The following is a 21,093-nucleotide window of genomic DNA, read 5'->3' as shown; positions in this document are numbered from 1 at the left end:
GGGCGTTTTAGCCCTTCTGGCCGTCCCGCTTGGCCAGGACGCGCAGGCGCAGGGCGTTCAGCTTGATGAAGCCCTCGGCGTCCTTGTGGTCGTAGGCCTGGACGCCTTCCTCGAAGGTCACCAGGTCCTGGTCGTAGAGGCTGTTGGGGCTCTCGCGGCCGATGACGGTGACGTTGCCCTTGTAGAGCTTCACGCGGACAACGCCCGAGACCTTCTGCTGGCTGTGGTCGATGGCGGCCTGCAGCATCTCGCGCTCGGGGCTGAACCAGAAGCCGTTGTAGATGAGCGAGGCGTATTTCGGCATCAGCTCGTCCTTCAGGTGCATGGCGCCGCGATCCAGGGTGATCGACTCCATGCCGCGGTGCGCCGCCAGCATGATCGTGCCGCCGGGGGTCTCATAGACGCCGCGCGACTTCATGCCGATGAAGCGGTTCTCGACCAGGTCCAGACGGCCGATGCCGTTGTCGTGGCCCAGCTGGTTCAGCTTCGTCAGCAGGGCGGCGGGCGACAGGGCCTCGCCGTCGATGGCGACCGGATCGCCCTTTTCATAGGTGATGGTGATGACGGTCGGCGTGTCGGGCGCGGCTTCCGGCGAGATGGTGCGCTGGTGCACGAACTCGGGCGCCTCGACGGCCGGGTCCTCCAGAACCTTGCCCTCGGACGAGGAGTGCAGAAGGTTGGCGTCGACCGAGAAGGGGGCCTCGCCGCGCTTGTCCTTGGAGATGGGGATCTGGTGCTTTTCGGCGAAGTCCAGCAGGGCCTCGCGGGACTTGAAGTCCCACTCGCGCCAGGGGGCGATGACGCGGATGTCGGGCTCAAGGGCGTAGTAGCCCAGCTCGAAGCGGACCTGGTCGTTGCCCTTGCCGGTGGCCCCGTGACAGACGGCGTCGGCGCCGACCTGACGCGCGATCTCGATCTGGCGCTTGGAGATCAGCGGGCGGGCGATCGAGGTGCCCAGCAGATACTGGCCTTCATAGACGGTGTTGGCGCGGAACATCGGGAAGACGAAGTCGCGCACGAATTCTTCGCGCAGGTCGTCGATGAAGATGTTCTCGGGCTTGATGCCCAGCTTCAGCGCCTTCTCCTTGGCGGGGGCGAGCTCCTCGCCCTGACCCAGGTCGGCGGTGAAGGTCACCACCTCGGCGTTATATTCCTCCTGAAGCCACTTCAGGATGATCGACGTGTCCAGCCCGCCCGAATAGGCGAGGACGACTTTCTTGGGGGCGGGCTTGCTCATCGGTCGGGGAGTCCTTTCAGGAGCCATGTCGGAAGGCGGGGGAGGCGGTTTGGCGCGCTTAAAGGACCAGACGCGCCGCGATGCAAGTGTGCGATTGAGGGCGCGATGGAGGCGTCGCCTCCCGAACGCGTCGAGGGCGCCGCGAACAGATCCGCGACGCCCCCGTTTCGAGCTGTGTTATCAGCCGCTTAAGGAGGTCAGGCGGCCAGAGCCTTGAGCTGGTCGACCAGGTCGGTCTTCTCCCAGGAGAAGCCGCCGTCGGCGTCCGGCGTGCGGCCGAAATGGCCATAGGCGGCGCTGCGTCGATAGATGGGCTTGTTCAGGCCCAGGTGCTCGCGGATGGCGCGCGGCGAGGCGCCGCCGATCAGCCTGGGCAGTTCGCGCTCCAGCACCGCCTCGTCGATCTTGCCCGTGCCGTGCAGGTCGACGTGGACCGACAGGGGCTTGGACACGCCGATGGCGTAGCTGATCTGGATGGTGCAGCGGTCGGCCAGGCCCGCTGCGACGACGTTCTTGGCCAGGTAGCGGCAGGCATAGGCGGCTGAACGGTCGACCTTGGTCGGGTCCTTGCCCGAGAAGGCGCCGCCGCCGTGCGGGGCCGCGCCGCCGTAGGTGTCGACGATGATCTTGCGCCCGGTCAGGCCGGCGTCGCCGTCCGGCCCGCCGATGACGAAGGTGCCGGTCGGGTTGATGTGCCACTCGGTCTCGGCGGTGATGAAGCCTTGCGGCAGCACCTGCTCGACATAGGGCTTCACGATGGCCGCGACCTGGCCCTGGCTCAGGTTGGCCTTGTGTTGGGTCGAGACGACGATGGAGGTCGCGCGCACCGGGCGGCCGTCTTCGTAGTGCAGGGTCACCTGGCTCTTGGCGTCAGGCTCAAGGCCGGGCTCCTTGCCCGAATGGCGAGCTTCGGCCAGGGCCTTCAGGATATTGTGGCTGTAGGCCAGGGTGGCCGGCATCAACTCCGGCGTCTCGTTCGAGGCGTAGCCGAACATGATGCCCTGGTCGCCCGCGCCCTCGTCCTTGTCCTCGCCGGCGTCGACGCCCTGGGCGATGTGGGCCGACTGCGGGTGCAGGTGGTTCTGGAACTCCAGCGTCTTCCAGTGGAAACCGTCCTGCTCGTAGCCGATGTCGCGAACGACGCCGCGCACCGTATCCTCGATCTCCCGTTCGACGCCGGGGGCCCAGTTACCTTCGACATCCATGATGCCCTTGCCGCGGATTTCGCCGGCCAGCACCACCAGATTGGTCGTCGTCAGGGTTTCACAGGCCACCCGCGCCTCGGGGTCCTTGGACAGGAACAGGTCGACGATGGCGTCCGAAATCTGATCGGCGACCTTGTCGGGGTGGCCTTCCGAAACGCTCTCGGAGGTGAAGAGGAACGACGAACGGGCCAAGACAGGCTCCTGCGTGACGACAACGCGGCCAGACATATAAAGATATGCTTATACGTGCAAGGCGGCTTGTGTCGCGGGAATGGGGTCGGCCGGAGCTCCTCCTGCGCTCTTCGATGTCTTCGCAGTCGCACCCTGACTCTTGCGTTGCAGCATTCCGTGTGGCAGCAAAATCCACTCTTCCCCGAAAAATGAACCGGTTTCCGCCCTGGCTCCCGGGTCAATGCCTAGACATTTGGAACAATAATGCCGAATCCAAACATCCTTGACGCGGCCCTGACCCGTCTCGACGAGGCCGCCCGCCACGTGCAGATCGATAGCGATGTTCTGGAGAAGCTGAAATATCCGCGCGAGACGATGAAGGTCCGGCTGCTGATCCGGATGGACGACGGGTCGCGCAAATCCTTCCTCGCCTGGCGCTGCCGCTATGACGACACGCGCGGACCGACCAAGGGCGGCATCCGCTTCCACCCGGCCTCGACCGCCGAGGAGGTCGAGACCCTGGCCTTCTGGATGACGGTCAAGTGCGCCGTGACCAACCTGCCGTACGGCGGCGGCAAGGGGGCGGTTCAGGTCGATCCCAAGAGCCTGTCCAAGGCCGAGCTGGAGCGGCTGTCGCGCGCCTATGTCCAGGCCTTCGCCGGCATCATCGGCCCGGATCGCGACATCCCGGCGCCCGACGTCTACACCAACGCCATGATCATGGGCTGGATGGCCGATGAATACGCCTCCATCCAGGGCGAGGCCGCGCCCGCCGTCATCACGGGCAAGCCGATCGCCCTGGGCGGCTCGGTCGGGCGCGAGGACGCCACGGCGCGCGGCGGTTTCTATCTGACCTGTCACCTGACCGAGCGGCTGGGGCTGCCGGCCGAGGGTCTGCGCGTGGCCGTTCAGGGCTTCGGCAACGCCGGCCAGCACGTGGCGCGCCTGTTCCGCAGCATCGGCGCGAAGATCGTGGCCGTGTCGGATTCCGGCGGCGCCGTCCACGCCGCCTCCGGCCTGGATCTGGACGCCTTGCTGGCGGCCAAGGCGGCCGGCCGCTCGGTGGTCCAGGCCGACCACGGCGGCAAGGCCATACCGCCTGAAGAGCTGATCGCCGTCGACTGCGATGTCCTGGCCCCCTCGGCCATGGAAGACATGATCCATGACGGCAACGCCGCCTCGGTGCGGGCGAAGGTGGTGCTGGAGCTGGCCAATGGTCCGATCACGCCCGAGGGCGACCGCATCCTGGCCGACAAGGGCGTGGTGGTCCTGCCCGACATCCTGGCCAATGCGGGCGGGGTGACGGTGTCCTATTTCGAATGGGTCCAGAACCGCCAGGGCTTCTACTGGACGCTGGACGAGGTCCAGTCGCGCCTCAAGACCATCATCGAGACCGAGGGCGACGCCGTCTGGGCCATCGCCGAGGACAAGGGCGTCACCCTGCGCACGGCGGCCTATATCCACGCCCTGGGCCGCCTGGCCGCCGCCATCGAGGCCCACGGCACCCAGCAGTTCTTCGCCAGCTAGGCTGTTGCCGGCCCGGCTTCGATTTCTCCAAAGCGTCGCACTTCCAACCGCTTCCCTGTCATCAGTCTTCGGCAAGGGGACGGCGACTGAAGGTTGGGAGCGCGCCCATGGACGTCTTCTATTGTCTGATCCACACGCCCGAGGCGATCACGCCCGAGCTGTGCGTCCTGCCGGGCGCCACAGAGGTCGAGGCCGTGCGCGGCCTGACCGAGGTCGCGCGCGACTGGCCGCGCCTGGAGCGCATCGACCTCTATCGCGGTAACCACGAGGTCGGCAGTTTCGCCCCGTCCGATCTGGCGACGGCTGCGCCCATCCACGCCCTGGCGGCCTGACGCCCATGCGAGGCCGGGCGTCGGCGTGATCGAAACAAACGTAAGGAGAAGTGGTGCCGCTTAGGTGACTCGAACACCTGACCCCCTCATTACGAAATTCACTCTAGCGCGGCGGTGAAATCCAGTGCCAGCATGGCTTCCTGATAGTCTTGGGCGGGGCCGTTTACGGCTTTCCCAGCCACCTCCCAAAGTGGACCGAGTGCGCCCCAAGGGCGTTTCCTAGTTAGCGCGCGTTAGCTTGGAAAAGTCAAAAATTTCGACCCCGGCCAGACCTACAGCGCGCCCCCTAAATGAGCGTCACGCGCGGGGATTTTCCGCCGACCACGTCAAAGCGTTGAACGATGATGTTTAGGGTGTCTAGGGCGTGTTCAAGGTCCGCTGCGAGTTGGCCTGGGGGAAGAGCAAGGACGCGCTTGATACTCCCCCCATCGGCGGGGCCGTGGGTCATTAACTGCCCGATCGCAGTGTAGATCGATTGCCGATCCACGCTGGTTTTAACCTCGTACACTTCCGTTAGCACCGCTCCGCATCTCACGTATAGGTCGATCAGACGACTGTTCAGGACGCGCTCGTCATCGGCGCAGGTTGCCTGCCGTTTGTCTCGGAGGGCGCGTACGACATCGCCGTGATACGTGACATAATCGATTGTCGATGAGCGCGTGCCTCGACGCCTTCCCGTGGGTTCGTCCTTGAAGTCGTCCCACTCGTCGACATCGGCCAAAGCGGCGGCGGTATCGAATTCTCCGCTGCGCACAGCGGCTTTGAATTCGCTCACCTGCTGAACGAAGCTCCAGATTCTGGATGGCAAGTCGGGTGTGTCCACGCGTCCGATGATGATGCCCTCGCGCACACGACCATCAGAGCGGAGAGCTTCTTCCAGCGTGATCTTGGACCGGGCCAGGAAGGCCTCTTTGCCCACACCCGCCTTGCCCCCGCCGATGCCGCCATCATGCATGAGATAGACGTGCCCAGTTTCGTGATCCCTCGCAAAGAACCCCGCGATCTGTCCTGACGCCTCTTCAATCGGGATGTTGATCTCAACGGTGATCTGCTGAGAGCGACTTTCGATGTTGTAAACGCCGAAGGCGTTCCAGCGTCTCGGGATGCTTGCATCCGGCAGATTGGCGAATGCCGCCCAAAGCTGCCCAGCGCCATTGCTGAACATCTCGGCGTTCTGGTTTCCCCCTGGATAGCCGATGTTGCGCTGCCCTTGGCTTTGAAGAGCGCCCTTAACCTGCGTCTCTAACCCACGCTGCAAGGAGGCGCGCTCTGCTTTGCCGTCAACGACAGTCAATCGCATCGCTTGCCCCTCGCTCAGCCAATTGCAGCAGTGGTTTCAGGGTGCGCAGCGGCGGCGTCCGGCTTCCGCCGCCAGTGGTCTGCCAACACCCAATCGCCTGAAAGCAGCAGGTGCCAATCATTCCAGCCATTGCGGCTGGTCTTCGTGACCGCGCGCGACGCGGCAGAAAACGAGGTGTGCCGGCCGGTCACACCGTCGATGGTCAAAGCACCGTTCTCGATCACGCCCGTGTATTGCTTGCCGGCATACGTGAAGCGGCAGACCGTGCCACTCACGGGCAGACCTGACCGATAAGCTGCGACATCACCCCAGGCGGGAGACGCGCTGCTGAGACCATCTTCACGGTCAGGGGCGAGCCAGATTTCCCGCGCTTGTTTGAAAAGGTCGGCGCCTCTCGCCGCAATGCTGTCCTCATTCCAGACGTCGTACGCGGCCAACTCGCGATTGAGTGCCAAACTGGAATGAGACCGCACCGCCGGCATCTTCACCGCGAAGGGGCCGTTCGACACGGTCGAATTCAGCGCGCTGGTGAGTAGCGTGAGGTTACCCAGTTTGTTCACAGCGCTCTGTCTGGCCACCTCGCGGGCGAGCCGTTCCGGATCGAATTGGTCCAGGTGTTCGATCCCGATGAGAGGCCAAGATGTCTGCCACGCTTGCGGCATAATGTGCTCGATCGTCAGCGTTGACTTGATATCGATATCCTCGTTTCGAGCGGACCTCTTTCTTAGCTCCAGCGCTTCAAGAATGTAGCGGAGCCTTGGCTGGCGCGGTCCTTTGTACTGGTCGCGGCCTAGCCAACCTTGTTGCCACTCGGTGTCGTCTGGCCAGCGATCCGTTTCGGACTGCCGTCCGGACAGGTAGGTGACGAGAGCGTCAACCTGATTGCCTTCTGTCAGACGAAGCCGGTCGATGATCCCCACGAACAAACGATTGTAGTTTTTGGTCGTCAGCCCACAGATATCCCGCCGGAGAATGTAGCTCTCCAGAACGGCAAGTCCCCGGGAAAGCTCAGCCGGGCTCTCGGCGTTTGCACACAAATACACGACCAAGGGCATCGCCGTTGAAACGTCGAAGGCGTGGGCGAAGCGTCCAAAGTCGCCAAGGGGATCGCCCTTGACCTGCTCAAAAAGCCGCCGCTCGATTTCAGCGGTGGTCGAGATTGATTGTAGTTCTTCGGCGACCGAGCCGAAAGGCGATTTCTGGATGATCCATCGCCGGTAGCTCTCGAAAAGATTTTCGACGGATACCAAGTCGCCGACATGCATTGAGAGGTGATCGGTGAGCATCCAGTCAAGGCGCGCCCTCGACTGCCTCCCGCGTGATTCCACTTGGCTCCAGAATGCTCGATCAAGCGGAAGCCAGTGCTTTTCGTAGAGCTTGTCTACAACGAGCGACGCGTCCGCTTGGCCAAGTCCCTTGGCTCGTTGGAAGATGTAGTTCCGGAGTAGGTCGCCGGGGGTGAGATCCACACCGCGACTGTTCAAGGTCTCGAAGATCGTTTGTGGGTCATCGCCTCCCTCCAGCTCGATGGAAACGATAGCTAGGCCCTCTTTTAGGGCCTCGAAAAGCAGCTCTAGGCGGTGCTCATCAAACTCGGCTGCCAATCCCACATGAGTTTCAATCCGATCTTTAAAGTAGGCGTGCGCGGACGCGGCCCTCCGAACGAAGCCATCCTCATCAACCGGCTTTGGGGTGACAGCATCCAAATCGGTTGCCGGATCGACAATGTGCAAAAAGGCGCGGCGATCCGTGAGCGATGGCCAGAGTTTGAAGCGCTCCGCCGCCGGGTTCTCCATCACCCCGTCGTTAAGCAGGTATTTTTGGATTTCTTCCGCGTAGGACGAGCCGTGCGCCGCCGCGACATCGCGCAGAGCGGACAGCAAGAGCTGAAAGGTCGTCAGTCGTTGCTGCCCGTCAATCACCTCGTACGCCTGGACCTGCTTTCCGAAGGTCTTAATCTGGGCGATCACGATGGCGCCCATGAAGTGTGGTGTAAGGGACGAGCGATCGCTATTGAGCCGATCAACCGCTCGCTCGATATCCTCCCAAAGGAGCTTGAGCTGAGGGTCAGGTTTCCAAGCGTATTGCCGCTGATAAAGCGGGACCAGGTACCGCTTCTTCCCGTCGAACAAGTTGATGATCGATCGCGTAAATGGCTGCACGCTGGCCCTCCCAAGTCCATCCTTTGTATGCACGCTCTAGCCCTGTATCGGCAATACAGGCGCATTGGCGGGGTCATCTGTTCAAGCCGACGAACAAAAAATAAAAGCCCCCGCCCCACGCTCCAGCTAGAAGCCGGGCGTAGGGCGAGGGTGTAGGGCGTGTTCAGTCGATGGTCGTATGCTTCGCTGCGCCAGCCTCCACAGCCTTCAGCAGGGTGTCCTGTGCGAGGTGTGAATAGCGCTGGGTCGATTGATAGCTGGCGTGACCCAGCACCTTGCCGACGGCGAACAGATCAACACCGCTGTTGACCATGAAACTGGCGGCGCTGTGCCTCAGGTCATGGATCCGTAGGCCCGGCAGGTTCGCCGCTTTGATCGCCATCTGCCATCCGTGCTTGATCGACACGAATGGCTTCCGGGTGTCGGTGTTCGGCACCAGCCACGGACAGCCCTTGAAGCGGGGCAGGGCCGCGATGATCGCCAGCGCCGGGGTGGACAGCGGGACGTGACGTGAACGCCCAGTCTTGCTGGTTGGAATGTACCACTGCCGACGCTCCACATCGACATGCTCCCAACGAGCGTCGAGAAGCTCACGCATCCGGGCGCCGGTCAAAAGCAGCAGGCCGACGATGTGTTGCAGCTGAGGATTCTTGGACGCTGCGACAGCCACCTTAAGGCGGGCCGATTCTTCTGCGGTTAGGAATCTATTCCTAGCATTGTTCAGCGGCTTTCGGGGAACGCCACGGGTGGGGTTCTTGTGACAGCCCGGCACGTCATCCTGGGCTGCTAGCTCGAAGGAGCGCCCGAGCAATACGCGGCACTTTTCGACGCTGGCTGGCGACAGGCCGGACGCGCGCTTGTCCGCGAGCCATTGGGCGACGCCCTGCCGGGTGATGTCGGTCACCCGGACCTTGCCCCACTTCGGCACGATGTGGACCCTCAGCATCATTTCGGTGCTGGCCCACGACTTCAGATGGAGCTTGGCGTAGGCTAGATGGCTTGCGGCGATCTCGCTGTACAGTGGGATTGACTTAGCCTCGGCCTTCTTCGCGCTGGGGTCGCCGCCCATGACGACCTCCGACCGCAACTGCAGCGCCCGCTTCTTGGCCGCCGCGAAGGTCAGATCTTCATACCGGCCGATCTTGAACTGGCGTTGCCGACCGGTGCTGTCGAAGTAGCGCAGATAATAGGTTCTGCCGCCCGTGGAGCGGCATTCCAGGGTGAATCCGGTCACACTCAGGTCGAACCATTCTGTCTTGCCCTTGCCGACTTCGCAGCCAGCGGATGCAACAAAGGAAGATGTCAGATTGACTCTAGGCATAGGTAGTCTCCGTGCTTGTTTGATGGGCGGCGGACGAGCGCCGTCGGGCCGCCCCGGAGGGCGGTCGGTTGGGTTGGGTTGAGGGGGTCTGGAGCGGGTCAGGCCCGCGAGGCCCCGGAGGCGACCGCTGGGGCGGCGCGTCAGGGGCGGGGATGGCCGGGCCATGGGAAGGCCCGCAGCGAGCCCAGGCGGGCTACGCTCACTGCCGTTCGGGTGGCGGAGGCCGGGTCAAAAGAGGGGAAGGGGCGACTCCCCCTTTTCCCCTTTCGGTCGGCCCCCGCCGGGTCCGATGCGGCGATGGAGGGGCGCCGCTATCCGACAGCTATTCTCCAGGAGCGTCGTTCGGAGCTGTCACCAGGCTCAATGCGAAGCTGGTCAGCCCTTCGACCTCGGTTCTTGCTGAGAAACCAACCAAGCTTGCCCCGGTTGATGTACCGACCGTCCATGATGGGAAGGTCCTCAAGGGCCTCCATCAAGGCGGGGTTTTCTTCAGCCTTGGCGATAATCTGGCGAACGGTCACAGATTTGGTGCCGAAGATATCGAACCAAACCTCCAACAGAGCGGCCAGCGCCTGCCGGTCAGGGTCATGCGAGACTTGATCGATCAGGCTTTGAGCCGGGTCGGGCAGTCCCATCCAGATCAAGGGCTGTCGGCACAGACGCGACCATTCATCGTATGTGCCGACCGGAGAACATGCCGCCATCGGCTCGCCCGCTGCGCGGAACGCCGAGATGATGGTCAGGACGCAGGCTACTGCTCGGGCTCGGTGGCTCTTCATGTCGCCCACCGGATCGTTGCGAAACGACCGAAGGGCTGGAGCTTCATGACGAGGAGCGAGACGTATCGAAACCACCCGCCGCCTGAGATCGCGCTCAGGTTCGATGTTGTTGCCCGTGCCGAGAAACAGCGCCCGTGTAGGGACTGTAGCGCTGCGGTTGGTGCCCAACATACGTTCCGTCGTGGTGGGACTGGTCAGCATGCGGTTGATCGCACCGAACGGCTTCCAGTTGGTCTGCATATCGTCAAAGACGACTGCAGCTGGTTTCTCGTTCAGCACAGTGACGATCAGCTTGCCTGCTTCGTCGGCCCCTGTCGGATAGCTGACTCGGTAAGGCTCATCTGGACCGGCGAACAGCGCCATGATGTCCGCCAGATAGCTTTTGCCGCTGCCAGACGTTGTCGCCGTGATGTTGAACGCCGGAGCGACGGACAGGGCGGGACGGACCACGGCGGTGAATATCGCTGACAGTGCAGCGGATCGGTCCGCATCCGTCTCGAATTCGAACTCATCCAGGAGATGGTTCAGATAGTCCATCGCGGGTTCGGCATAGTCGCTGGCGTTCTCCAACCCGCGATAATCGGACGGATCGAAAGCGCCATACACACCCGTTCCAGGATCATAGCCCGGTCGGGTTATCAAAGTGCCGTCCTCGCCGAAGTAGGGCTGACGGGCTATCCCGTTCAACGGCTGGAGGTGGTGACGATCCTGGCCGAACAGCAGCGCTTTGACTACGCCTTGAGGCGGGTCGCAGCGAAGCCAGAGGTTGTCCCGTCCCTTCCGTTCCCAGTTGATGGATGCGGAGAGGAAGGTTCTCAGGGTCTGCTCATTCACCAGTTCGGTTGTGATCCCGCCGCCAGCCTTTTTGACGATCCGCAGCAGGCCGCTTCCGCTGGTGTAGTAAACGCCGGTGTCGGCTAGCACCTTCTCGGCATCGGAACAGTTCAGGTGCATCTCACCCGGTGAAACACGGATAGTCGGTTTGTCCGGATGGGAGCCTGGATCGGCTACATTCGGTCCTGGTGGACTGATGGGTGGTGCGCCGTCATCGGTCGGCGGGGAGCTCCTTTTTTCAATGTCATTTTCATTGGGATTTGGCTCGGTCATAGATCTTCGCAGAGCCCTTCCACGGGATGTGGTAAAAAGGGTTAAATCAACGGGATCGCGGGCGGCAGAAAAAGAGACGTGTAATCAGGATGTTGTGGCGTTTTCGAAGAATGGCGCGAACGGCCCTGAATTTGGCTTCAAAGCCGTCCGTATCCTGATCTTATTTCCCGGCTGGTTTGCAGGAGATATGAAGCGGCTGAGTCTTACGTCTTCGCTTCGCGAGAATGATAGCTACGCCTATCACCGTGAAAGCAGCGATGAAGGCGAGGGGCTGGGCGACCGCGAGGCTCGACAGGATCAAGGTGCCCAGAAACACCATCGTCTCCCGAGGTCGCGCGACAAACGCGTGGACCAACGCCACCAGCAGGACGACGGCCAGCACCATCAGCAGGGCACGAACCAACGCCAAGGCCATGCAGAGGATAAGGAAGGCGAGCAGCTTCTTCGCCATCAGCAGCAAGCCTCCTCGTTCCAGAAGTAGGCAAGGCATCTGTAGTGCACGCCCAGTTCGGTGCCTGGACCGTTTTCGACGAACAGCCGGACGGGCGGACCGAAGGGAGGGGTGACGACGACCTCAAACCAGAAGCCGTGGTCTTTCACCCAATCGAAGGGACGATCGCCCGCACCGTCGCCGGTGAAGACGAATCCAAGGGCGGTGTTGATGACGTCCGGCGTGTCGCCGCCGTGGATGACGATCAGGCGAGTGTCGGGATGGTGTTCGCGGTGGCCATAGAAGCGCCAGCCCCGAAGGGCCAGCAGACGACGCAGGTCGGGATCGAGGTCGGGATCGCTCAGGGCGCTCGCCACCTCGGCAAGGGTGTTCAGGCAGAGCATAGGGAAGGTGTCCTTCGGGCACGAAAAAAGCCCTCGGGCGAAGTGCCGGAGAGCTCGGGTCGGATGGATTGTCGGTTCGCCTGTCGGCGGCGGGGGTTCAGGTCTTGTCAGCAGCCGGTGGTCGATCAGCGACGCCAAGGCAGTTGAAGCGGAGGGTGTCGTTCGTCTCGGGATGGTCCGGCACGAAAACCAGCATCCCGAAGTCGTCGGTCAGGACGTAGGCCAGCTCGAACCATGAGCCGTGGTCGTTGAACCACTCCCAGCCGGGCTGCTCGGCCTGGTCCCAGCAGATCGGATAGCCGACGGCGTCATGGATGACCTCGGCCGGATCGCCGGGCTGGACGACGACGATCTGCAGGATGTCCTTGAGGGGACGCCTGCGATCGGTGTCCACCTGGTAGACCCGGAGGCCGATCAGGGCGCGCAGGTCGGCGTCCAGGGTCGGGTCGGTCAGGGCGGCTGTGACCGCGTCGCGATCATTTAGTGTGAGCAAAGGGGAGTCCTTTCCAGGGTAAAGAAAAACCCCCGCAGCGGAAGGCCACGGGGGTCGGTGTCGATGAGGTTTGACGCGCCCTCGGGGGAGCGCAGTGAACGGGCTCAAAGGCGATGAAGAGCCACGACTTCCTGCCCCTCGGAACGAAGGGAGGCGGAGGCAGCCTTCAGGCCAATGGGCCCGCTGGTTTACCTTGCCGCCGGAACACTCGGTGACAGGGCCGAAGCGGCCTGAGAAAGCCGCTCCTTCAGACGCTTGGATCGCGACATGCCCGAGAGGGGCATGGTCCCGCTGTGCGTGACGTTGAAGGCGTAGCCGTCGTGCACCGCGCCATCGCCTGACCGGCCCCTGGACGGAACCATGGTGGCGACGATCTGGTGGCTGTCGAACAGGAACTTGATCGTCGCCTGATACCCCCTGTTGGGGTATTCGACGCGCACGATCGGGCTATTGCCGAACTCTGTGTTCATGGCGTCCACCAAGATCTGGTCGGCCTGAGCCTCGGTGATCAGGAACACGGGTTCGCTTTGGCTGACGTAGGAACCGGGCGTCCGTGCGGGCGCTGACGCACAGCCGCTGATGGCCAGAGCACCGACGGCGAAGGCGACATGGACGAGACGCTTCATTGAGCGTCTCCCTTGGCGGTCAGAGCGGTGTCGGCGCGTCGACGTTGGCGAGTTGCGACGAAGACGCCGCCGAAGGTCGCGATACCCACCGTGCCCCAGAGAAGGATGGAGCTATACTTGCGGACTTTCACCTCGTTGGCGGGATAGCTCAGGGTGTCTTGCAGTTGCTGATTTCTGGATTTCGGATCGTCAGGCAGCGATGTCGCTTCCACGCTGGCGTAAAACCGATGCAGCGGGATGTAGGCTTGTAGAAACAGGCTCGTGACGATCACGTAGAAAGCAGCCACGACCGCCAGCCCGATACGAATGGTGGTGTTGTTCATCTAATACGATCTCATGATGTGTGTGAGATGCGCCGGTATTTGCACATCATATAAGATGCCGAGCTTTGCGCTAGGCTCGGCATCAGGCTGTGTTCTTGAATGCATTGCTCCTGCGTGGACAGCAGCGGCCTCCCCAGACCGTAATAACCGAATCTGGGATATCCCGATTTAGGATTTAGCGGAAGCGCCTCACCTGTCAGGGGCGCGCGTTGCCGTCATCGATTTTCACGCAGCGGCATCAGGAGTTCATCGCCTTCATCGCCTCCGTGCGGAAGACGGCCGGCATCACTCAGGTCGAACTCGCGGAGCGGCTGGGGAAGCCTCAGAGCTTCGTGTCGAAGGTGGAGCGTGGTGAGCGACGCCTGGACGTGATCGAGTTCTGTCAGGTAGCGGAGGCTCTCGGCTACGATCCGGCGAAACTGCTCCTGGATTTCATCAATCCTAAGGGCTGATAAGGCCGTTCGAAATAGACAGGATTCGCGGTGCCATCTTTTCCCCGACGCTCTTGACCCCATCCTCCCTCTGGATTCTACCGTGGGTACGGCACACGCGGGCGCCGGGGGCGGCACGATCATGAACGTACAGGCGCATAACGATCTGAAATCCCACATCTGGGAGATCGCCAATCGCCTGCGTGGCCCCTATCGTCCGCCGCAGTACCGGCTGGTCATGTTGCCGATCGTCGTGCTCCGCCGACTGGACTGCGTTCTCGAGCCGACCAAGGCGGCGGTGCTCAAGGAGTACGAGCGGCTCACGGCGGCAAACACGCCTGAGAACGCGATGGACCGGCTTCTGGGCCGTGCGGCCGACCCGACGCGGAAGCACCCACTCTACAACACCAGTCCGTTCACCTTCGAACGCCTCCTGGGCGATCCGGAGAACATCGCGCCGAACCTCGTCGCCTATATCAACGGCTTCTCGCCGACGGCGCGCGCCATCTTCGAGCGGTTCAAGTTCACCGACCAGATCGAGAAGCTGGACGCCAGCAACAGGCTTTTCACCATCGTGAAAGCGATGGCCGGCGTCGACCTGCATCCGGACCGGATCGACAACCTGCAGATGGGCTACCTGTTCGAGCATCTGGTGATGCGCTTCAACGAACAGGCCAATGAAGAGGCCGGCGACCACTTCACCCCACGCGAGGTCATCCGCCTGATGGCGAACCTGATCTACACTGGGGAACAGGACGTCTATACGCCGGGCATCTTTCGGACGATCTACGACCCGACCTGCGGCACCGGCGGCATGCTTTCGGAATCGGAAAAGTTCATTCTCGACCAGAACACGGACGCGAACCTCGCTCTGTTCGGCCAGGAATACAACGACGAGTCCTGGGCGATCTGCTGCGCGGACATGCTTATCAAGGACGAAGACACGAGCAGCATCGTTGATGCGGACACCCTAACCGAGGACGGGTTCGGAGGGCGACGCTTCCACTACCTGATGGCCAATCCGCCCTTCGGCGTGGAGTGGAAGGACCAGAAGTCGGTCGTGGAGAAAGAGCACAAGGAACTGGGTTTCTCCGGCCGTTTCGGCGCCGGCCTGCCGGCGATCAACGACGGCTCGTTGCTGTTCCTCCAGCACATGATCTCGAAGATGCATCCCTACCAGGAGGGGGATGAGGATGCCGTCGGCTCCAAGATCGCCATCGTCTTCAACGGCTCGCCACTGTTCTCGGGTGACGCCGGGTCGGGGCCGTCGAACATCCGGCGGTGGATCATCGAAAACGACTGGGTGGACGCCATTGTCGCCCTCCCGGACCAGCTGTTCTACAACACCGGCATCCTCACCTACGTCTGGCTGGTCACTAACAGAAAGCAGCCTCACCGCCGCGGCAAGATTCAACTGATCGACGGCACCCGCTTCAGAGATCGGCAGACGCCAAGCCTCAACAACAAGCGCCACCGCATCACCGATGCCCAGATCGCGGAGCTGACAAAAATCTATGACGGCTTCGAGGATGGTCAGGAAGCCGAGGTGGTTGTCGACCTCAAGACTGGAGAAAAGGAAACCCGTATCGTCTCGCGCATCTTCGAGAACCGGGAGTTCGGCTTCCTGAAGGTGACGGTCGAGCGGCCCCTGAGAATGAACTTTGAGGCGACGCCGGAACGGATCACACGGCTGGACGATCAGTCCGCCTTCGCCAATCTGGCGAGCTCGAAAAAGCGCAAAGACGATAAGGCGGCGGCGCGAGAGATTGAGGACGGTGAGGCCCAGCAAGCTGCGATCCGCGCCATGCTGACCACGCTGGAGGGAAATGGCCGCTATCTGGACCGCGAGGCGTTTGACGCCGACCTGACCCGCGCCGCAAAGGAGGCGGATCTCAAGATCGCAGCCTCGATCAAGAAGGCGATCTTCGCCGCGCTCGGCGAGCGCGACATCGCCGCTGAGATTTGCCGGGATAGCAAGGGTCGGCCGGAGCCGGACAGCGAACTACGCGACACCGAAAACATCCCCTTACCCGAAGACGCCACCCTGCCGCTGCCGATCGAGTTCGGGCCGGACAAGCCAAACGACAGACTGGTTGCGACCTTCCGGGGCGCCATCGACGCCTATATGGCGCGCGAAGTGCTGCCACATGTGCCGGACGCCTGGGTAGACTATGACAAGACCAAGGTGGGCTATGAAATCCCGATTAACCGGCACTTCTATGTCTACAAGCCGCCCCGCACACTGGCGCAGATCGAGACTGATATCACTGCGCTGGAGGGGGAGATCGCGCGGCAATTGAAGGGGCTGGTGGCCTGATGGCTGTCCGCCTGAAGCATGTCGCTCAAGTCATTGCGGGTCAGTCGCCCGAATCTTCGGGTGTAACAAGCGTGCCGGACGGGCTGCCATTTCTTCAAGGCAGCGCCGAGTTTGGTAAGAAGTATCCGGTCTCGAAGAGCTTTTGTTCTACGCCGCCGAAGATCGCTCCAGCCGGCTCGTGGCTCATATCGGTCCGTGCGCCCGTCGGAACGCTTAACCTAGCCGATCAGAGCTACTGTATAGGTCGTGGGCTGGCTGCGATTTCGCCGCGGGACGTCGACCACTCGTTCCTCGGCTATGCCCTTGAAAACGCCAAACCGTTCCTGTCGGCAATCTCAACAGGCAGCACATTCCAGGCCATTTCGACACATCAGCTTGAAAATCTCGAGCTGGATTTGCCGCCCCCGGAGGCCCAGCGGCAGATCGCGCGGTTTCTGGATGAGAAGACGGCCCAGATCGACGGGCTGATCGACAAGAAGCGCGCACTTCTGGACCGGTTGGCCGAAAAGCGTCAGGCCCTCATCACGCGCGCCGTCACGAAGGGCCTGAACCCCGCCGCCCCCATGAAGCCCTCCGGCATCGACTGCCTCGGAGACATCCCGGCGCACTGGGAGGTGCTGCCCCTGCGACGCTTGGCGCGCAAGGTTTCCACGGGCAGGACGCCATCATCGGCCGGTGCCGATTACTTCACTGACGGCGAAATCAACTGGTACACGCCCGGCGATTTCGGGACGGGTGTGGAGCTCACGGACTCAGTTCGCAAGATCGTGCACGAGGCCCTCGAAGACGGAGCATCCACTCTCTTCGCTGCTGGTAGCGTGTTGATGGTCTGCGTTGGAGCAACGCTCGGAAAAGTTGGTGTTGCCGTCGTCCCCGGATCGGCCAACCAACAAATCAATGTCATTGATCTCGAGCCGGAGAATGACCCCTATTATCTTGCGTATTTCCTGCACGCCCTTCGGGAAGAGGTTCGCGTTGCAGCGAATGGAAACACGCTCCCGATCCTCAATCAGGACGGCACGAAGTCGCTCATCGCACTCAGGCCCCCGGCTAGCGAACAAAGAGACATTGCGACCGCGCTGAGGGGGCACGACCAGCGCGAGGCGGGCGTGCTTGAGACTGTCCGCCGCAGCATCGAGCTCCTCAGCGAGTATCGGGCCGCCGCGATCACCTCGGCGGTCACGGGTCAGCTCGAAGGTTTGCGATGACATTGGATGCACCGACCTACTTCGGGCACCTCCGGGCCTATGTGAACGACCGCTACGTCACACATGATGGGATCGGCGGTGAGATAATCCTGTCAGAGAAATACTTCCCGGCTGCCGCAACCCGCGCTAGGACGCGCCGAATCCGGTTGCAGATCCCCGGTCAGGGGCTTGCGTTCAAACTGGACCATGATCAGGTCGAGCTGCAGCGCAAAAAATCCAAGCCGCCTCTGTTCCATTTCCTCGATGATAACTCAAAGCCGTGGTCGAAGCGGTGCGATTTTGTGGTCTTCTATACGAGCGGGCGCGCTTTCCACGCCGACTGCATCGAGTTCAAGTCCAAGAGCTTGGCCGCCGAGAAGATCGTCCCTCAACTCCGTGCCGGGGCCTGCTGGGTCCGAATTCTCAAGCAGACCGTTGAGCAATACACGGGCGACACACGCAAGATCAGACTCCGAAAGTTTGTGTTCGCCGAGAACGACAACCCCGGGGCGTACCTAGACGCTAACCGGCAACTCAACGCCGATCCCTCAATCCGCTACTACCATTTCGACGAAGTCGATGGTCAGCCCATAGCGGCGCTGGCCAACACCTCTGTGCAGGAGATCTGATCCATGTCCGGGCACACAGAGCGCGATTTCGAGACCGCCATTGAAGTTGGGTTGATCGGTGCGGGCGGCTATCAGAAGCGCGGTCCCGCCGCCTATGACGAGGCGCTGGCCTTATTCCCCGACGACGTCATCGGCTTCCTGCAGGACACGCAAGGCCCGAAATGGGGCCAACTCCAAGTCCTTCTGGGGGCCAAGACCCCGGCGACGGTGTTGGACAGCCTCGCCAAGGAGCTGGAGGTCAAGGGGACGCTGAACGTCCTGCGTCATGGGTTCAAATGCTACGGCAAGACATTCCGACTGGCGTACTTCCGCCCGAACTCCGGCATGAATCCGGCGGCCGCAGAAGCCTACGCGAAAAACCGTCTGACCATCGCCCGTCAGGTGGCCTTCACTTCGGCCCTCAGGCGACCGGATGGCAAGAGCCGACGCTGCATTATCGACGTCACGCTCAGCCTGAACGGCCTACCCGTAGCAACGGCGGAGCTGAAAAACCCACTGACCGGCCAGCGGGCCGCCGACGCCGTGGCGCAGTACCAGAACGACCGAGACGAGCGCGACCTGCTGTTCGCCTTCAAGAAGCGCGCTCTGGTCCACTTCGCCCTGGATACAGACGAGGTGTGGATGACCACCCGCCTCAAGGGCAAGGAGACGGTCTTCCTGCCTTTCAACCAGGGCCACAATCACGGCGCGGGAAATCCGCCGGTCGAGGGCAACTGGAAGACCCACTACCTCTGGGACGAGGTGCTGCAGGCCGACAGCCTGATCGACATCCTGCAACGCTTTATGCACCTCGAGGTCAAGGAGCGGCAGGTCAAGACCGACAAGGGCGTGCGGACGATCAAGAAGGAGACGATGATCTTCCCACGCTACCACCAGCTCGATGTGGTGCGGAAGCTGATCGCCCACGCCGGGGCCCATGGCTCCGGGCGGAACTATCTGATCCAGCATTCGGCGGGATCGGGTAAGTCCAACTCCATCGCGTGGTTGGCGCACCGGCTGGCCAGTCTGCACGACGCAGACGACCAGAAGGTGTTTCACTCGGTGGTCGTGGTGACCGATCGACGTGTCCTGGACCAGCAGCTTCAGAACACGATCTACCAATTCGAGCACAAGACCGGCGTGGTCGAGAAGATCGACGAGAACACGCAACAGCTGGCCCGTGCCCTGTCGAACGGGACCCCGGTGGTCATCACCACCATCCAGAAATTCCCCTTCATCGCTCAGGCCCTGTCGACGCTGGAGGCCAAGGGCGCAGGCGTGAAGATCGACACGGCGGGCAAGCGGTTCGCTGTCATCGTGGACGAGGCCCATTCCTCCCAGAGCGGGGAGACAGCCACCGCCCTTAGGGGCATGTTGAACAAGGACGGCATCGAAGCCGCCATCGCGGCGCAGATGTCCGATGAAGAGGATGACAGCCTCTCCGACGACGCAAAGGCCAAGGTGCTGCGTGACGCCCTGAAACGCGCCCGGCAGCCCAATCTGAGCTTCTTCGCCTTTACCGCCACCCCGAAGTTCAAGACCAAGGTCCTGTTCGACGAGCCCGGCCCCTCAGGCGCCTCGCCGTTCCACGAATACACCATGAAGCAAGCCATCGAGGAGGGCTTCATCATGGACGTGCTGGCCAACTACACAACCTACAAGCGGTTCTTCGGGTTGATCAAACAGGTCGAGAACGACCCCGAGGTGCCCCGCAAGAAGGCCGCCAAGGCGCTGACCCGGTATCTGGAACTCCACCCGGTCAACATCGAGCAGGTGGTCTCGGTGATCGTCGAGCATTTCCGGCTCTACGTCATGCATGAGCTGGGCGGACGGGCCAAGGCCATGGTGGTCACCGGCTCCCGGCTCGCGGCCGTCAAGTACAAGCTGGCCTTTGACCGCTACATCAAGGCCCAGGGCTATAGCGGGATACGTTCGTTGGTCGCCTTTTCCGGCGCGGTGGAGGATCCGGACGATCCGGGCGCGTCCTACACCGAAGTCTCGATGAATGATGGACTCGCCGAAAGCGAACTGCCCGAGGCCTTCGAGCGTGACGACTACCGGGTGCTTTTGGTCGCCGAGAAATACCAGACCGGCTTTGATCAGCCGCTGTTGCAGACGATGTATGTCGTCAAGAAGCTGGCGGGCGTTCAGGCGGTCCAGACCCTCAGCCGATTGAACCGCATGGCCCCGGGCAAGGCGCGAACTTTCGTGCTCGATTTCGCCAACGAAGAGGCAGACATCTACAAGGCGTTCAAGCCCTACTATGAGGCTACGCCCATCGGCGAAAATGCTGACCCGCATCGCTTGTCGGAGTTGCAGCACAAGCTACTGGAATGGGCGTTCTTCGCCCCCGACGACATCAACGCCTTCGCCGAGGTCTGGTATCGCGGAAAGCGCGACCACTCCGCCAGCGACCATCGCCTGATGAACGCCGTCCTCGACGCCGTTGTTGAACGATTCAAGGAGCGGACGGACGTTGAGCAGGACGAGTTCCGAAGCCAGCTCACGGCGTATCGAAACCTCTACGCCTTTCTCTCCCAGATCATCCCCTATCAGGACAGCGAGCTTGAGAAACTCTACGCCTTCGTCCGCAATCTGATCGCCAAACTGCCGCCCCCCGGCGACGGTCAGGCTTTCGCCCTGGACGATGAAGTGGCGCTGCGGTTCTTCCGGCTGCAGCAGATGACCGACGGCTCAATCGACCTTGGCTATGGCGAGGCTGACCCATTGAAGGGGCCCACCGATGTCGGCACTGGCGGCCTCAAGGAAGAGGGCGTGTCCCTGTCCACCTTGGTCGCCAAACTGAATGAGCGGTTCGGCACTGATTTCACCGAGGCCGATCAGCTCTTCTTCGATCAGATCCGGGCCACCGCGGAAGGCGATGAGAAGATCGTGGAGGCCGCCCGAGCCAACAACCTCGCCAACTTTTCTGCCTATCTGGAGCGGATGCTCGACGAGTTGTTCATCGACCGGATGGAGGGAAACGAGGAGATTTTCTCGCGAGTGATGACCGACAAGGAATTTCGCTCGGCAGCCCATGAGCATCTTGCCTTGGAAATCTTCCGGCGTGCCCGGGAGCGATCCGGGCCCCTTGAAGAACCAGCAGAATAGCTGAGGCCCGCCGGCAGCGTTG

The 21,093-nt window shown here is 62.1% G+C and carries 18 protein-coding genes; 7 read left to right on the top strand and 11 right to left on the bottom strand.

The window, feature by feature from the left end; genetic code table 11:
* Positions 1–7: 7 nt before the first annotated feature.
* Both ACWIDZ_RS06600 and metK read right to left on the bottom strand, forming a co-directional pair.
* Positions 8–1,237, bottom strand: a complete 1,230-nt coding sequence (locus tag ACWIDZ_RS06600) for an argininosuccinate synthase (RefSeq protein ID WP_343829978.1) — start codon at positions 1,235–1,237, stop codon at positions 8–10.
* 197 nt (positions 1,238–1,434) lie between these two features.
* The gene (metK, locus tag ACWIDZ_RS06595) at positions 1,435–2,634 is read right to left on the bottom strand and encodes a methionine adenosyltransferase (protein ID WP_453988185.1); all 1,200 of its coding nucleotides are present in this window, start codon (positions 2,632–2,634) and stop codon (positions 1,435–1,437) included.
* 243 nt (positions 2,635–2,877) lie between these two features.
* Between metK and ACWIDZ_RS06590 the strand changes: the two genes are divergently transcribed.
* Complete coding sequence (locus ACWIDZ_RS06590) at positions 2,878–4,140, top strand: Glu/Leu/Phe/Val family dehydrogenase (RefSeq protein WP_453988186.1); 1,263 nt, start codon at positions 2,878–2,880, stop codon at positions 4,138–4,140.
* A 107-nt stretch (positions 4,141–4,247) separates the two neighbouring features.
* Positions 4,248–4,472, top strand: coding sequence for an oxidoreductase (locus tag ACWIDZ_RS06585; protein ID WP_453988187.1), 225 nt, complete (start codon positions 4,248–4,250; stop codon positions 4,470–4,472).
* A gap of 286 nt (positions 4,473–4,758) precedes the next feature.
* On the opposite strand, the gene ACWIDZ_RS06580 is transcribed toward ACWIDZ_RS06585, so the two are convergent.
* The 9 genes from ACWIDZ_RS06580 to ACWIDZ_RS06540 form a co-directional block, all read right to left on the bottom strand.
* Positions 4,759–5,772, bottom strand: coding sequence for a hypothetical protein (locus ACWIDZ_RS06580; protein ID WP_453988188.1), 1,014 nt, complete (start codon positions 5,770–5,772; stop codon positions 4,759–4,761).
* A gap of 14 nt (positions 5,773–5,786) precedes the next feature.
* Positions 5,787–7,934 carry a DUF262 domain-containing protein gene (locus tag ACWIDZ_RS06575; protein ID WP_453988189.1) on the bottom strand — a complete coding sequence of 716 codons (2,148 nt, stop codon included), beginning with the start codon at positions 7,932–7,934 and terminating at the stop codon, positions 5,787–5,789.
* 163 nt (positions 7,935–8,097) lie between these two features.
* A complete protein-coding gene (locus tag ACWIDZ_RS06570) occupies positions 8,098–9,255 on the bottom strand; it encodes a tyrosine-type recombinase/integrase (protein ID WP_453988190.1) in 1,158 nt (385 codons plus the stop codon).
* 311 nt (positions 9,256–9,566) lie between these two features.
* Entirely contained in the window at positions 9,567–11,141 is a 1,575-nt protein-coding gene (locus tag ACWIDZ_RS06565; protein ID WP_453988191.1) for a hypothetical protein, read from the bottom strand.
* A 160-nt stretch (positions 11,142–11,301) separates the two neighbouring features.
* The gene (locus ACWIDZ_RS06560; RefSeq protein ID WP_453988192.1) at positions 11,302–11,592 is read right to left on the bottom strand and encodes a hypothetical protein; all 291 of its coding nucleotides are present in this window, start codon (positions 11,590–11,592) and stop codon (positions 11,302–11,304) included.
* The gene (locus ACWIDZ_RS06555; protein ID WP_453988193.1) at positions 11,592–11,975 is read right to left on the bottom strand and encodes a hypothetical protein; all 384 of its coding nucleotides are present in this window, start codon (positions 11,973–11,975) and stop codon (positions 11,592–11,594) included. Before ACWIDZ_RS06555 ends, ACWIDZ_RS06560 begins: the two co-directional genes overlap by 1 nt.
* Before the next feature lie 97 nt (positions 11,976–12,072).
* Positions 12,073–12,468, bottom strand: a complete 396-nt coding sequence (locus tag ACWIDZ_RS06550; RefSeq protein ID WP_453988194.1) for a hypothetical protein — start codon at positions 12,466–12,468, stop codon at positions 12,073–12,075.
* Positions 12,469–12,656: 188 nt separating this feature from the next.
* On the bottom strand, positions 12,657–13,094 hold the full coding sequence (locus ACWIDZ_RS06545; protein ID WP_453988195.1) for a hypothetical protein: 438 nt from the start codon (positions 13,092–13,094) through the stop codon (positions 12,657–12,659).
* Positions 13,091–13,417: a hypothetical protein gene (locus tag ACWIDZ_RS06540; protein ID WP_453988196.1), complete on the bottom strand. Its 327-nt coding sequence runs from the start codon at positions 13,415–13,417 to the stop codon at positions 13,091–13,093. The genes ACWIDZ_RS06545 and ACWIDZ_RS06540 overlap by 4 nt, the downstream gene beginning before the upstream one ends.
* 209 nt (positions 13,418–13,626) lie before the next feature.
* Between ACWIDZ_RS06540 and ACWIDZ_RS06535 the strand changes: the two genes are divergently transcribed.
* The 5 genes from ACWIDZ_RS06535 (at position 13,627) to ACWIDZ_RS06515 (ending at position 21,071) form a co-directional block, all read left to right on the top strand.
* Positions 13,627–13,869 (top strand): helix-turn-helix domain-containing protein, encoded by a 243-nt coding sequence (locus ACWIDZ_RS06535; protein ID WP_453988197.1) that lies wholly within the window; start codon positions 13,627–13,629, stop codon positions 13,867–13,869.
* An 82-nt stretch (positions 13,870–13,951) separates the two neighbouring features.
* Complete coding sequence (locus ACWIDZ_RS06530) at positions 13,952–16,165, top strand: type I restriction-modification system subunit M (protein ID WP_453988198.1); 2,214 nt, start codon at positions 13,952–13,954, stop codon at positions 16,163–16,165.
* Positions 16,165–17,373, top strand: a complete 1,209-nt coding sequence (locus tag ACWIDZ_RS06525) for a restriction endonuclease subunit S (RefSeq protein ID WP_453988199.1) — start codon at positions 16,165–16,167, stop codon at positions 17,371–17,373. The genes ACWIDZ_RS06530 and ACWIDZ_RS06525 overlap by 1 nt, the downstream gene beginning before the upstream one ends.
* Positions 17,370–17,981, top strand: coding sequence for a hypothetical protein (locus tag ACWIDZ_RS06520; protein ID WP_453988200.1), 612 nt, complete (start codon positions 17,370–17,372; stop codon positions 17,979–17,981). Before ACWIDZ_RS06525 ends, ACWIDZ_RS06520 begins: the two co-directional genes overlap by 4 nt.
* A 210-nt stretch (positions 17,982–18,191) precedes the next feature.
* Positions 18,192–21,071 (top strand): type I restriction endonuclease subunit R, encoded by a 2,880-nt coding sequence (locus tag ACWIDZ_RS06515; RefSeq protein WP_453988201.1) that lies wholly within the window; start codon positions 18,192–18,194, stop codon positions 21,069–21,071.
* Positions 21,072–21,093 lie beyond the last annotated feature (22 nt).

This window comes from Brevundimonas sp. NPDC055311, from assembly GCF_053645695.1.
Note: the sequence above shows the minus strand (reverse complement) of the source record. Positions and strands in the feature narration are given on the sequence as shown.

Excerpts from the sequence above, each read along its gene's own strand:
- ACWIDZ_RS06600 (WP_343829978.1), bottom strand. The coding sequence starts at position 1,237 with ATGAGCAAGCCCGCCCCCAAGAAAGTCGTCCTCGCCTATTCGGGCGGG.
- ACWIDZ_RS06590 (WP_453988186.1), top strand. The coding sequence starts at position 2,878 with ATGCCGAATCCAAACATCCTTGACGCGGCCCTGACCCGTCTCGACGAG.
- ACWIDZ_RS06585 (WP_453988187.1), top strand. The coding sequence starts at position 4,248 with ATGGACGTCTTCTATTGTCTGATCCACACGCCCGAGGCGATCACGCCC.
- ACWIDZ_RS06580 (WP_453988188.1), bottom strand. The coding sequence starts at position 5,772 with ATGCGATTGACTGTCGTTGACGGCAAAGCAGAGCGCGCCTCCTTGCAG.
- ACWIDZ_RS06570 (WP_453988190.1), bottom strand. The coding sequence starts at position 9,255 with ATGCCTAGAGTCAATCTGACATCTTCCTTTGTTGCATCCGCTGGCTGC.
- ACWIDZ_RS06565 (WP_453988191.1), bottom strand. The coding sequence starts at position 11,141 with ATGACCGAGCCAAATCCCAATGAAAATGACATTGAAAAAAGGAGCTCC.
- ACWIDZ_RS06560 (WP_453988192.1), bottom strand. The coding sequence starts at position 11,592 with ATGGCGAAGAAGCTGCTCGCCTTCCTTATCCTCTGCATGGCCTTGGCG.
- ACWIDZ_RS06555 (WP_453988193.1), bottom strand. The coding sequence starts at position 11,975 with ATGCTCTGCCTGAACACCCTTGCCGAGGTGGCGAGCGCCCTGAGCGAT.
- ACWIDZ_RS06545 (WP_453988195.1), bottom strand. The coding sequence starts at position 13,094 with ATGAAGCGTCTCGTCCATGTCGCCTTCGCCGTCGGTGCTCTGGCCATC.
- ACWIDZ_RS06540 (WP_453988196.1), bottom strand. The coding sequence starts at position 13,417 with ATGAACAACACCACCATTCGTATCGGGCTGGCGGTCGTGGCTGCTTTC.
- ACWIDZ_RS06525 (WP_453988199.1), top strand. The coding sequence starts at position 16,165 with ATGGCTGTCCGCCTGAAGCATGTCGCTCAAGTCATTGCGGGTCAGTCG.
- ACWIDZ_RS06520 (WP_453988200.1), top strand. The coding sequence starts at position 17,370 with ATGACATTGGATGCACCGACCTACTTCGGGCACCTCCGGGCCTATGTG.